The 12,566-nt window shown below is 74.1% G+C and carries 11 protein-coding genes; 8 read left to right on the forward strand and 3 right to left on the reverse strand.

The window, feature by feature from the left end:
- Nucleotides 1-26 precede the first annotated feature (26 nt).
- Nucleotides 27-1,610 carry a PfaD family polyunsaturated fatty acid/polyketide biosynthesis protein gene (locus DNK56_RS17440; protein WP_111335068.1) on the reverse strand — a complete coding sequence of 528 codons (1,584 nt, stop codon included), beginning with the start codon at nt 1,608-1,610 and terminating at the stop codon, nt 27-29.
- Between the two features lie 67 nt (nt 1,611-1,677).
- A complete protein-coding gene (locus DNK56_RS17445; protein ID WP_111335070.1) occupies nt 1,678-2,832 on the reverse strand; it encodes an SDR family oxidoreductase in 1,155 nt (384 codons plus the stop codon).
- A 579-nt stretch (nt 2,833-3,411) separates the two neighbouring features.
- On the opposite strand from DNK56_RS17445, the gene DNK56_RS17450 reads away from it, so the two are divergent.
- Nucleotides 3,412-4,803, forward strand: coding sequence for a wax ester/triacylglycerol synthase domain-containing protein (locus DNK56_RS17450; protein WP_111335072.1), 1,392 nt, complete (start codon nt 3,412-3,414; stop codon nt 4,801-4,803).
- A gap of 73 nt (nt 4,804-4,876) precedes the next feature.
- Nucleotides 4,877-5,398: a hypothetical protein gene (locus DNK56_RS17455; RefSeq protein ID WP_111335074.1), complete on the forward strand. Its 522-nt coding sequence runs from the start codon at nt 4,877-4,879 to the stop codon at nt 5,396-5,398.
- Nucleotides 5,399-5,450: 52 nt separating this feature from the next.
- Here the strand turns inward: DNK56_RS17455 and DNK56_RS17460 are convergent, their stop codons facing one another.
- Complete coding sequence (locus tag DNK56_RS17460) at nt 5,451-5,798, reverse strand: STAS domain-containing protein (RefSeq protein ID WP_241989913.1); 348 nt, start codon at nt 5,796-5,798, stop codon at nt 5,451-5,453.
- A gap of 97 nt (nt 5,799-5,895) precedes the next feature.
- Here DNK56_RS17460 and DNK56_RS17465 point away from each other — a divergent pair, with 97 nt between their 5' ends.
- From DNK56_RS17465 to DNK56_RS17485, 6 genes are all read left to right on the forward strand, one after another.
- Nucleotides 5,896-6,228, forward strand: coding sequence for a helix-turn-helix transcriptional regulator (locus tag DNK56_RS17465; protein ID WP_111335076.1), 333 nt, complete (start codon nt 5,896-5,898; stop codon nt 6,226-6,228).
- 173 nt (nt 6,229-6,401) lie between these two features.
- Entirely contained in the window at nt 6,402-9,059 is a 2,658-nt protein-coding gene (lanL, locus tag DNK56_RS17470) for a class IV lanthionine synthetase LanL (RefSeq protein ID WP_111335078.1), read from the forward strand.
- A gap of 46 nt (nt 9,060-9,105) precedes the next feature.
- Nucleotides 9,106-9,264 (forward strand): VenA family class IV lanthipeptide, encoded by a 159-nt coding sequence (locus DNK56_RS35405; protein ID WP_199563733.1) that lies wholly within the window; start codon nt 9,106-9,108, stop codon nt 9,262-9,264.
- 89 nt (nt 9,265-9,353) lie between these two features.
- Nucleotides 9,354-10,451: an ABC transporter ATP-binding protein gene (locus tag DNK56_RS17475; protein WP_111335080.1), complete on the forward strand. Its 1,098-nt coding sequence runs from the start codon at nt 9,354-9,356 to the stop codon at nt 10,449-10,451.
- The gene (locus DNK56_RS17480; RefSeq protein ID WP_111335082.1) at nt 10,448-11,302 is read left to right on the forward strand and encodes an ABC transporter permease; all 855 of its coding nucleotides are present in this window, start codon (nt 10,448-10,450) and stop codon (nt 11,300-11,302) included. Before DNK56_RS17475 ends, DNK56_RS17480 begins: the two co-directional genes overlap by 4 nt.
- A gap of 231 nt (nt 11,303-11,533) precedes the next feature.
- Nucleotides 11,534-12,550, forward strand: a complete 1,017-nt coding sequence (locus DNK56_RS17485; protein ID WP_111335084.1) for a DUF3533 domain-containing protein — start codon at nt 11,534-11,536, stop codon at nt 12,548-12,550.
- Nucleotides 12,551-12,566 lie beyond the last annotated feature (16 nt).

The raw sequence follows: 12,566 nt of genomic DNA on the forward strand, positions 1-12,566 counted from the left end.
GGTCCGCCGGCGGACGTCCGGGCCGCTCACGCCGGCCCACCGGGCACATAGGTGAACGCCTCCGGCGGCAACGGCACGCCGTGGGCGCGCAGTTGATGGGCGCGAGTCAGCACGGCCGCGCCCTCCAGGAGGCTGAGGGCGATCGTCACGACGTCCCGGCGCGCGGGATCGGCGAGCGGAGTACCGGCCACCCACCGGTTGAACGAGCCCATCGCGGGCCCGCACCAGATCTGGTAGTCCGCCCGCCGCGACGTCTCGCCCTCGATCGCCCAGCGGCTCGAACTGCCCAGGTACCAGCGGAACACCAGCGCCATCCGGTGCTTGGGGTCCGCCTCGGCCCGGCTGATCTCGGCAGGGTCGCGCTGCTCCCAGAACGCCCGGGTGCGCCGCCACACCTCGTCGAACGAGGCGTGCAGCACGTCGCGTTCGAGCGTGGCCCGTACCGCGCCCGGGATCTCCTCCAGCGAGCCGTGCGCCCGGTACGCGGCGTAGAGCCGCCCGGCCCGCCGCGCGAACATCGTCCCGCGCGACAGCACCTGCAACTTCACACCCAGCTCGAACATGTCGGCCGCCGGAGCCATCGCCACATCCGCGATGTCCGCCTCGCACAGCATCGCCTTGGCCTCGTCCGACAGACCCGCCTCGACGGCGGTCTGGTTCACCGAGCCCACGACCACGTACGACGCGCCGAGCGCGAACGCGGCGGCCACCGCGTCCGGCGTCCCCAGCCCGCCCGCCGCGCCGACCCTGACCGGCCGCCGATAGCCGAACCGGGCACAGAGCGTGTCGCGCAGCGCCGCGATCCTCGGCAGCAGGACCGGCAGCGGCCGGTTGTCGGTGTGCCCGCCGCTGTCCGCCTCCACGGTGACGTCCTCGGCCACCGGCACCCGCGCCGCCAGGTCCGCCTCCTCGCGGGTCAGCCGGCCGCCCGCCACCAGGGTGTCCAGCAGCGCGGCCGGGGCGGGCGACAGGAACCGTTCCGCCATCTCGGGCCGGGACACCTTCGCCAGCATCCGGGTACGCCGGACCACCTCGCCGTCCGGGCCCCGGCGCAGCCCCCGCGCCGCACACCACACGACGGCCGGCGTCAGCTCCATGTACGCCGACGCGGACACGCACGGCACACCGCGGCGCACCAGCAGTTCGGCCACCCGTGACTCCAGCTCCGGCTCGGCCGGCGAGTGGATGAGGTTGACCCCCCAGTTGCGCCGCTCGCCCAGTTCCCGGACGAGCGTGTCCACGGCCCGCTCCACCTGCGCGTACCCCAGGCCGCCCGCGCCGAAGAAGCCCAGCATCTCCGCGCGGGCCATCGCCGCCACCATCGCCGTCGTCGCGATCCCGTTCGCCATCTCCCCGGCCACGTACGGGAAGCGCACCCCGTGCGCCTCGCAGAAGGTGCGGCCGCCCAGCCACTCCGGATACAGCGGCGGCAGCGTCCCCAGCACCCGGCCGGACGGCACCGGCCCCCGCACGAGCCCCAGCTCCCGGCCGTCCGGTCCCGCGACCAGATGGACGGGCTCGCGGATGTGCCGCGCGCAGGCGGCGATGGCGTCGGGGGAGAAGGCGTCCGGGGGCACCACGGAGGACCCGGAGGCGGTGAGGACGGACACGAGGAGGCTCCAACGGGACGGGCGGAACGGGCGGGGCCGGCCGGTGAGAAGGGGGTCGGGGGCGCGGTCAAACGCAGCGGACGGGCGGCGGGACGGTCGCCGGCGTGCCCGGCGGACCGGGCGGACCTGGCACGGTCCAGGCGCGGGGAGCGAGACCCGCCCACAACTGGTCGGCGTCCACCGGGGCGGACACGGCCGCCGGCCCCAACTGCGCCCGTACACGGGTGTCGTCGAACCGCCGCCGGTGCGCGAGATAGGCCGTCATGCCGGGGTAGAAGTCCAGCATCGCCTCCAGGGGCGAGGGCGCGGCGGGCCGGCCGGACACCAGCTCGACCGTCAGCGGGACCAGCCGTTCCAGCACCTCGACGACGGTCGCCACGGGCACATCGCGGTCATGGACCACGTGATACGTGTCGACTCCGCCCGAAGAGGGCCGCCCGGCCAGCCGCACCATCACATCGGCCGCGTGCTCCACCTGGAGCAGGTTGAGCCGCCCGTGCGGATGCCCCACGATCCGGACCCGGGGCCGGGCCTGCGGACCCGCCCCGCCGGAGCGGCACGCGTCGCGCAGAATCCGCTCGACGACCTGGAGCGGATGCGAGGGAAGCTCGGGATGCGGCGGCAGATCGGTGACCAGCACGCTCGGCCGCAGCACCAGCACGGGCCGGCCGTGCCGCCGCGCCCATGCGTGCACCAGCGACTCGGCCTCGTACTTGGAGCGTTCGTAGGCGTTCTCGAAGCCGCAGCCGGCGTCCAGCTCGTCCTCGTACGCCACGCCCTCGCGCCGGGCCCCCGCGACGAACGCGGTGCTCACATGGTGCACGCGGGGCCGCAGCCGGCTCGCCGCGGCCAGCTCCAGGACGTGCCGCGTTCCCTCGACGTTGACGCGGCGCAGCTCGGGGAGGTCGCCCTCCAGGTTGATGCTGCCCGCGCTGTGCCAGAGCGCGCCCACGCCGTCGGCCAGCTCCTCGAACCTCCGCTGGGGGAGTCCCAGCCGGGGCAGTGCGAGATCGATCTCCACCACCCGCACCCGGCCGGCGAGTGCGGCGGTGAACTCCGGCGTCGCGCCGGTCAGTTCGAAGAAGCGGACGATGCGGTGCAGGGCGTCGCCGGAGCCCGCGTGGGCCAGGACCGTTACCGACCGGTGGGTTTCGAGCAGCCGGCGCAGCAGGCGCAGACCGAGGAATCCGGTCGCGCCGGTGAGGGCTACGTGCACGGCCATGGCTCCAAGGGCTACGGAAGGGACAGCCCCGCGTACCGCAGGGACGCGCCGCGTCTTCGGACGGCGCCGACCGCGTCGGCGGCTCCCGCGCCGTCGCCGGGTACGTCGGTCGTCGGCGCACGGCACACCATGGCAGACGGCGGGCGAACCGGAAGAGCCCGATCCGGGCCCCTCACCCGAACGAAGTACCCGGGCGGCGGGGGCCGCGTACGCCAGTACGGACCGGCACCCGACAGAGGGGCGGCATCCGCGGCCCGTCCTCCCTTCGGGGGATCTTCCGGACCGCCCGCGAAGCCGGTGCCGGGCCGGGAACCGCAGCGGCGGTACGGGCGGGAGCCCCGCCGGGCCGCCGCCGCGGCCGGGACCGGGCCACGCGGTACGGGGCGGGGCCGGCCCGGCCGGTGGCCATCCTGAAAGGCGCGGACGAGGGTGTCGTCGGCCGCGTCCGGGTGTGCGTCCCGGCGCGGTGGACCCCGCGCCGCGCCGCCCGTCCGCTCGCCGTCCCCGCCCGTTCGCTCGTTGTCCCCTTCCGCCCGATCGCCCGCTCGCCGTCCCGTCACGCATTGGAGCCGAGAACCCATGGCCGCTTCCGCCCGGTCAGCGCCGTCCACCGCCGCCGCCCCGTCCGCCGGGACCGCGCCGCCCGACGACTCCGCCGCCCCCGCCCCGGTGCCCGTCCACGCCGTGGACCGGGCCTTCCTGGCACTGGAACGGGCCCGCCCCGACGTCCGCTGGGACGCCGGCGGCATCGCGTACCTGAGCGGCCCGGCCCCCGGACTCGCCGACCTGCGCGCGTACATCGGCTACCGGCTGGCCGGGCTGCCGCTGCTGACCAGCCGGGTCACTGCGGGGCGCAGGCCGCGCTGGCGGCCGGACCCGGACTTCGCGGTGGACCGGCATGTCGACGAGGTCGTCGCGGACGGGCCCGAGGGCTGGGACGCCGCCCTGCACACCGCCCTCAACGCCCCCTTCGCGCCCGGCGCCTACTGGGGCGTCTGGCTGATCCACGGCCACGCCGACGACGCGTACGCCGTGTGCTACCGCTTCCGCCACGCCTGCCAGGACGGCGCGGCTGCGGCCATGACGTTCCGGGCGGTGCTCGGCGAGGGCGACCCGTCCGGCCGCCCCGTACCGGCACCTGGGCGCCGGACCGCGATCCCCCGGCGCGTCGCCGCCGCCGTCGGCCTCGCCGCGAAGTTCGCGGCCGGCACCCTCGTCGTACGCGGATACCGCCCCGGCGCCGGATACGAGGCGACCGGGGAGCGGCGGCTGAGCCGGGGACGCGTGCCGGTGGACACCCTCCGGCGCGTCGGCGCGGCTCGGGGCGGCTCGGCGCACGACGCCCATCTCGCCGCCCTCGCGGGCGCGCTGGGCGAGTGGGCCGCGCGGTCGGGCGTACCCCTGCCCAGGGCCACGGCGGTGCTCCCGATCGACGCACGGCGCCCCGACGAGGAACAGACCTGGGGCAACCGCTGCTTCGCCGTACCCCTGGAACTGCCCGTGGGCGTGGGCGCCGGGCAGCCGGACGCGGCCCGGCGGCGGCTCGACCACGTCCTGGCGGCGACGCGCGGACTGCGCGGCGGCGCCCGGCGGCAGGCCATCGGCGACCTGGTCCGCCACATGCCCGCCGGACCCACCGCCTGGTACACCCGCCGGGTGCTCTCCCCGCGCGTCACCAACGTCATGGCCACCTCGATGCCGCTCGCCGAGCGGGGCAGCCTCGGCGACACCCAGGTGACCGGCACCGCCCTGCTGCCACTGCTCGTGCCCGGCCACCTCGTCGCGGTCGCCCTCTCCTACTTCGGCGAGTGGGCCGAGGTGTCCTTCGTCACCGACACCGGCCTGCCGCAGGCCGAACAACTGCCCGAACTGTGGGAGCGGGCCGTGGCGGAACTGGCGGCACTGGCGGAGACCGCGGGCGACGCGCCGCCGATCCGGACGGACGTAGGCGTGACCTCCGCACACGAGTGATCGTTCTGCAGCCGTCGGGCGCCGACACCGCGTCTGCGACAACACCCCCGTCTGTTCGAGGAGTACCACCGCCATGACCTCCACGCGTACCGCCCGCGGCACCGTTCTCGCCGTCGCCCTCCTGTCCGTGTCCGCGCTGGCGGCTCCCTCGCCGGCCCGGGCCGCGTCCCTGCCGCCCGCGTGCCAGGAAGCGCTGCTGGAGACCTTCGACAAGTTCCCCGTCGTCGACTTCACGGTGCCGGACAAGGTCAAGAACACCGCGCTCGGCCAGGTCCTCGGACTGAGCGAGGCCGACCAGCAGGTCTTCACCGAGAAGGCCTGCGCGGCCTGGAACAACTGGGCGACCGCGAACGGCCGGGCCGTCGCGGCCGACCTGGACAAGCGCTACCGCAAGGCGGCGGCCCCCGTGTGCAACAAGTTCGCGAAGTCGTCCCTGGCCACGATCAAGCAGTACGCGCCGGACGTGCCCGCCGCGACCCGCGACCTGGAGAAGCTGGCCAAGCGGATCTGGAAGGACTCCATGGCGAAGCTCGCCGCCGACGCCAACAACGCCGACTGCCGCGCCGCCTACAACACCGCCGAGGCCGGCTGGTAGACGCACCGGGCCGGTCCCGCGTCCCGCACGGGAGACGGGACCGGCCCGGTGATCAACAGGCGGCGGCCTCCTCGACCGTCGCCCGTACGTACAGGACCGCGTCGAGCCCGGTCAGGCCCAGCAGACGCTGCAACTGCGGTCTCGGCGCGGTGATGCGCAGCGCCCCGGCCCGGTGGGCCATGATCAGCAGATTGAGCAGCGACGAGTCCGCGAAGGTGATTCCGGACGCGTCCAGCACAACCTTCGGGTGCTTCCAGGCCGCGGTCGTCAGCGCCTCCTCCAGTCCTGCGATGGACTGCAGGTCGCAGGCGCCGCACGCCATGACCACCCACACGCCGTGCTGTTCGTACTCCACGACCGTCGTCCGTACCGGACCGGGCGCGGCTTCGCCGTACGACACCCCGAGGCCCTCCCGTGACTCTCACCCTGTCAGAAATTACAGGAAAAGTATGTCACGTAGTTGAGTACGGGCAAGCATTGGCGTTTAGATGGGAAACATGCCTGGAGTACCCGAAGCCCACGCCGGATGGACGTTCCTCACCAACCACGCGCGCGTGCTGGCGGCCATCGCCGACGACTCGAGCGTCCGGATTCGCGACATCGCCGCACACTGCCGGCTCACCGAGCGCGCGGTCCAGCGGATCATCTCCGACCTCGAACGCGACGGATATCTCTCCCACACCCGCGAGGGACGCGCCAACACGTACCGCATCGAGCCTGACAAGGTCCTGCGCCACCCCGCGGAAGCGGGCCTCCCCGTCGCCTCGCTGCTCAGTCTCCTCGTCCAGGACGAGACCGACCGCGCCAGGGAGCCCCTGCGGACCCAGTGAGGCCCACCGCACCGGCGAAGTGCGCCGCAACTCGCGCCAGGCGGCGCCGAACCGGCTGACGCGACCCCCGCGCGCTCGCTGGAGCAGGTGATTCCGGCTCGGGCGCGTTCCGGGCTCACGTGTCATGGGCAAATTCCGATCAGCGGTCCTCACCGTTGAGAGGGACACCCCACATGACGAGTCACGCCACCGAAGTCGACCTCGAAAGCCTTCTCGGCCGAGCCCTGGAAGCCACCCGCACCACCGCCCGCTGGACGACCTCCAGCGACGCCACCTGGTGCCACGTCGCCGCCCGCCCCGGCACGCGCCGGGACCAGGGCTGGAAGCTGCACCTGTCGGCGACGGCCGCCTCCGCGCCGACCGTCCTCGTGAGGGCCCTGGACGTCCTGCTGCCCGACACGTCGCCGTTCAAGTTCGCCCGCTCGCTCGACCAGGTCAGCACCCTCAACTCCCGCGCCACGCCGCGCGGCAGCTCCGGCAAGTTCATCACCGTCTACCCCCGCTCCGACGCCGACGCGGTCCGCCTCGCGCACGCCCTGCACGAGGCGACGGCCGGACTGCCCGGCCCCCGCATCCTCTCCGACCAGCCCTACGCCCCCGACAGCCTGCTGCACTACCGCTACGGCGCCTTCACCGGACGGCAGCGGCTCTCCGAACAGGGCCTGCTGATCTGGTACATCGAGGACCCCGACGGCAACCCCGTCGAGGACGAGCGCACCGGCCGCTACGCCCCGCCCCCCTGGGCCGTCTGCCCCTTCCCCGAGACCGTGCCCCTCCCGCCCCCGGCGCGGACCGAGAGCGCCCCGGTCCTGCTCGGCGGCCGCTTCGCGGTACGGGAAGCGATCCGGCACACCAACAAGGGCGGCGTCTACCGGGGCACCGACACCCGCACCGGCGCGCCCGTGATCATCAAGGAGACCCGCCCCCACGTGGAGGGCGACGCCTCCGGCCGCGACGTCCGCGACTGGCTGCGCGCCGAGGCCCGCATGCTCGACAAGCTGAAGGACACGGGGCTCGCCCCCGACGCCCTCGCCCTCTTCGAACACGGCCACCACCTCTTCCTGGCCCAGAGCGAGGTACCGGGCGACAGCCTGCGCACCTGGGTCGCCGAACGCTTCCGCGACCTCGGCGCCGAGCACTACCGCCGCCAGGCCCTGGCCCTCGTCGCCCGGCTCGTCGACCTCGTCGAGGCCGCCCACGCCCACGGCTGCGTCCTGCGCGACTTCACCCCCGGCAACGTCATGGTCCGCCCGGACGGCCAACTGCGCCTGATCGACCTGGAACTGGCCACCGACGACACCGGCACCAGCCTGCCCACCCGGGTCGGCACACCGGGATTCAGCGCCCCCGAACGCCTGGCCGACGCCCCCGTCTCCGTGACGGCCGACTACTACAGCCTCGGCGCCACCGCCTGCTTCGTCCTGACCGGCAAGGTGCCCAACCTCCTGCCCGAGGAACCCCCCACCAGAACCGATGAGGAACGGCTTGCCGCCTGGCTCGACGCCTGTACCGGCCACGCCAGGCCCCCGGACCGCGTGACGGACATGATCACCGGCCTGATGAGGGACGAGCCCGCCGCCCGCTGGGACACCCACCGCGCACGCGAGGCCCTCCACCGGCCGGACCCGGCCCGCCCGGCCGTCGCGCGCCCCGCCCCGGCCCGCGACGACGAACTGCGCGACGCCGTCGCCGCGGTCGTGGACCACCTCGTGGACACCATGGACCCCGAGGACGACCGCCGCCTGTGGCCCGTCTCCACCGCCTCCGGCGAAACCAACCCCTGCACCGTGCAGCAGGGCGCGGCCGGACCCCTCGCCGTACTGACCCAGTACTTCACGCTCACCGAGGACCCCCGCCTGCCCGACCTGCTCGCCACGGCCGGACACTGGATCGCCGACCGCGCCCGCCCCGCCGCCACCCGTCCCGGACTGCACTTCGGGGACAGCGGAACCGCCTGGGCGCTGTACGAAGCGGGCCGGGCCATCGGCGACCGGGCCCTCGTCGACCACGCGCTCACCCTGGCACTCACCCCGCAGGAACCCACCCTCCACCACGACATCACCCACGGCACCGCCGGCAGCGGCATGGCCGCCGTCCACCTGTGGCACCGCACCGGAGACCGCCGCTTCGCCGCCCTCGCCGACGCCGCCGCCGACCGGCTCGCCGCAGCCGCCCGCCGTGAACCCCCGGCCGTCAGCTGGCCCGTTCCCGCCGAAGCCCTCTCCGGCGAGGCCGGCAAACGCTACCTCGGCTTCGCCCACGGCTCCGCCGGCATCGGCTGCTTCCTCCTCGCCGCCGCCACCGCCTCCGGACACCGCGACCACCTCGGCCTCGCCGTCGACGTCGGCGAACACCTCGTGCACAGCGCCGTACGCATCGGTGAGACGGCCCAATGGCCCGCCCAGGCCGGCGACGAACCCACCGCCCCGTACTGGTGCCACGGCGCCGCCGGGATCGGCACCTTCCTCGTACGGCTGTGGCAGGCCACCGGCGACGACAGATTCGGCGACCTCGCCCGCCGCAGCGCCCTGGCCGTCACCGAACGGGCCTCCCGCGCCCCGCTCTCGCAATGCCACGGACTCGCCGGCAACGGCGACTTCCTCCTCGACCTGAGCGCCGCGACCGGCGACCCCGCGTACCGCGCCATGGCGCACGACCTGGGCCGCCTCGCCCTCACCGAGGGCGCCCGCCGCCACGGGCACCTCGTCTTCCCCAACGAGTACGGAGACGTCTCGACCAGCTGGAGCGACGGATCGGCCGGAATCCTGGCCTTCCTCCTGCGCCTCGGCCACACGGACTCCCGGCACTGGCTGGCCCAGCTGCCGGGCTGAGCGGCACAAACCCTGCCGCTCCACCACAAAGAAGAAGGAGAGAACCATGGAAACCCAGACCCAGGACCTCGAACTCCTCGCCCACCTCCACGCCCTCCCCGAGACCGACCCGGTCGGCGCCGAGGCGGCCTTCTCCGGCACCTGCGAGTGCATCGGCCTGCTGACGGTCCTCAACACGGTCTGCATCGGCATCAGCTGCGCCTAAGACCGGCATAGCCTCCGGCCGGCGGCTGTCTCCGGAGACAGCCGCCGGCCGGAATCCCGACCGGCCAACCCGAGGTGAGGACCGGACCCATGCGACTGCACACCGGCGACGAGGAAATCGCCCAGGAGCCCACCCCCGGCCCGCACGCCACCCCCGACCCGCCCGACGCCGCCTCCGCCATCAGCGCACGCGGCCTGGTCAAGAGCTACCCCGGCCCCCGGGGGACCACCACCCACGCCGTCAACGGCCTGGACCTGGACGTCCGGCAGGGCGAGACCTTCGCCTTCCTCGGACCCAACGGCGCCGGAAAGTCCACCACCATCGCCATGCTCTGCGCCCTCGCCCGCCCCACCGCCGGCCACGCCACGGTCGCCGGCGCCGACGTACGCACCCAGCCCCACCAGGTCAGACAGCGCGTCGGCATGCTGTTCCAGCACAGCGCCCTCGACCCGGACCTGACCGCCGAACAGAACCTGCGCATCCACGCACGCCTCTACGGCATGCGCCGCACCCGCATCCGGCACCGCACCGCCGAAGTGCTGGACGTGGCCGGCCTCACCGACCGGCGCACCTCACCCGTACGCACCCTGTCCGGAGGCATGCGCCGCCGCCTCGAAATCGCCCGGCAACTCCTCCACGAACCCGGCGTGCTCTTCCTCGACGAACCCACCACCGGACTGGACCCGCACGCCCGCGCCCAGATCTGGGACCACCTCTACGCCCTGCGGGAACGGCACGGCAGCACCCTCTTCATCACCACCCACCAGCTCGAAGAGGCCGCCAACTGCGACCGCGTCGCCATCATCGACCACGGCCGGCTGGTGGCCCAGGGCACCCCGACCGCCCTGAAAGCCGCCATCGGCGACGACCGGGTCGCCCTGCGCACCAGCGACGACGCGAAAGCCCGCCGCGTCGTCCGCCGCGCCGTACCGCCCGGACACCCCGTCACCGCGGACACCGACGGAATCACCCTCCGCCTGCCCGACGGCAGCTCCTGGATTCCCCGCCTCTGCGCCGCCCTGCAGAACCACGGCATCGCCGTCCGCGCCGCCTCCGCCACCCCGCCCACCCTCGACGACGTCTTCTTCCACCACACCGGACGCAGCATCCACACCGCACCGCCGGGACCGGCCTCCGCCGCACCCCCCGAACCCGGCCCCGCCACGGCCACGGGCGGCCGCCGATGACCGTGATCCGGCTCGACACCGTCCACCCCCGCGACCGCGAACGGCCCGGCCGGCTGCGCCACGAACTGCGCGCGGTCCACGCCCTCGTCCACCGGGACCTGCTGCGCCTGGCCGGCCAGCGCACCCACACCGGGCTGATGCTGCTCCACCCGCTGCTGTACCTGGTGATCCTCGGCGGCGGACTCGCCGCGCTCATCCCCGACTCCTCGCTCGGCGTCGGATACCAGACCTACCTCTTCCCCGGCATGCTGATGATGACCGTGCAGACACCGGCCATCCTGGTCGGCATCCGGCTGATCACCGACCGGCAGAGCGGCTATCTGCGCGAACTCCTCATGGCCCCGGTCGCCCGCTCCACCCTGCTCCTCGGCAGCTGCGCGGGCGGCACCCTCGTCGCCACCATCCAGGGCACCATCCTGCTCGCCCTCGCCGGCCTCGTGGGCCTGCCCTACGACCCGGTCCTGCTGGTACTGCTCCTCGCCGCCATGACCCTGATCTCCTTCACCATCACCGCGCTCGCCCTGACCCTGGCCGTGAGCCTGAGCAGGCCCGAGGCGTTCCACACCCTGCTCGGCGTGCTGATGATGCCCCTGCTGTTCCTCTCCGGCGGCTTCTTCCCGCTGCACACCCTCCCCGGCGCGATCCGTGCCTTCGCCGCCGTGAACCCGCTCGCCTACGGCGTGGACATGCTCCGCCAGGGCATCGCCCTGCGCGTCCCGGACGGGGCGGCCACCGGCGGCGTCACCTGGGCCGGCCACCCGCTCCCGTTCATCGCGGAGGCCGGCCTGCTGCTGCTCATCGGCACGGCCTCCCTGCTGTGGGCCGCCCGCCGGTTCGAACGCCAGGAGTAACCGGGGCCCGCCCCGCGCGGCGGACCGCCTCCCACATACACAGCCGCACCGGCACCGCGCCTACGCCGAACGAGTGGGTATGGCACCGGCCATGCGTGTTCTCACCGCGCGGCGCGGACCGGGCGTGAGGATGTCCGCGGACCGGGAGCGCCGGTCCATCACGGCTGAGAGCGGGTACGTCACGTGGCGGATGCAAGGGGCTCGACGACGAGGATCGACGCGTGGACGGAGATGCGCGACGCGATCACCACCAGAGCGGTGCTCGTGATGCTGGGCGTGCTGCTGCTCCAACTGGGCTTCGCCCTCTCCTACATGGGGGCCTTCCACGCGCCCAAACCGCACCGCATCCCGCTCACCCTGGTCGCGCCGCAGGTCATGGAGGCCGACCTCGTCGCCCGGCTCAACTCACTGCCCGGCGAACCGGTCCACGTCACCGCCGTCGAGGACCGCGAGCAGGCCAGGGCCCGGCTCATGGAGCGGAGGACCGACGCCGCGCTGATCGTGGCCGTCACCGGACGCGCCGACACCCTGCTGGTCGCGTCGGCGGGCGGCCCCTCGGCGGCCGACGCCGCCGCGAAGGTCGTCGCGACCGTGGAGCGTACGCAGAACCGCACCGTGACCGTCCGGGACATCCGCCCGCCCGCCGAGGGCGACACCCGCGGACTGTCCTCCTTCTACCTGGTGCTCAGCTGGACCATCGGCGGCTACCTCGCCGCGTCGGCGCTGAACATGGCGGCCGGATCGAAGCGCCCCACCCTCCGGCGCTCCATCGTGCGCCTCGCCGCGATGCTGCCCTACGGCTTCCTCTCCGGAATCGGCGGCGCCATCATCGTCGGCCCAGTACTGGACTGCCTGCCGGGCTCCTTCTGGGAACTCGTCGGCATCGGCACCCTGGTCGTCTTCGCCTCCGGAGCCGTGGGCGTGGCCCTGCAGTCGGTCGCCGGGACCGTCGGCCTCGGCCTGACCATCCTCATCTTCACCATCCTCGGCAACCCCAGCTCCGGCGGCGTCTACCCGTCGTCCCTGCTGCCGCCGTTCTGGGCCGCGATCGGCCAGGCCCTGCCACCCGGAGCCGGCACGACCGTCGTCCGCAACACCGTCTACTTCGACGGGAACAACACCACCGGGGCGCTGTGGATTCTCGGCGCCTGGGCATTCGGCGGCATCGTCGTGGCGCTGCTGGCCGCAGGCCTGCGCGGGCGGCAGGCCCGGCCGCGCCCCGCGACGCCGGCCGCTCCGGCGGTCTGACCCGGACCCCCGTACG

The organism is Streptomyces sp. AC1-42W, from assembly GCF_003248355.1.
Lineage (GTDB): Bacteria > Actinomycetota > Actinomycetes > Streptomycetales > Streptomycetaceae > Streptomyces.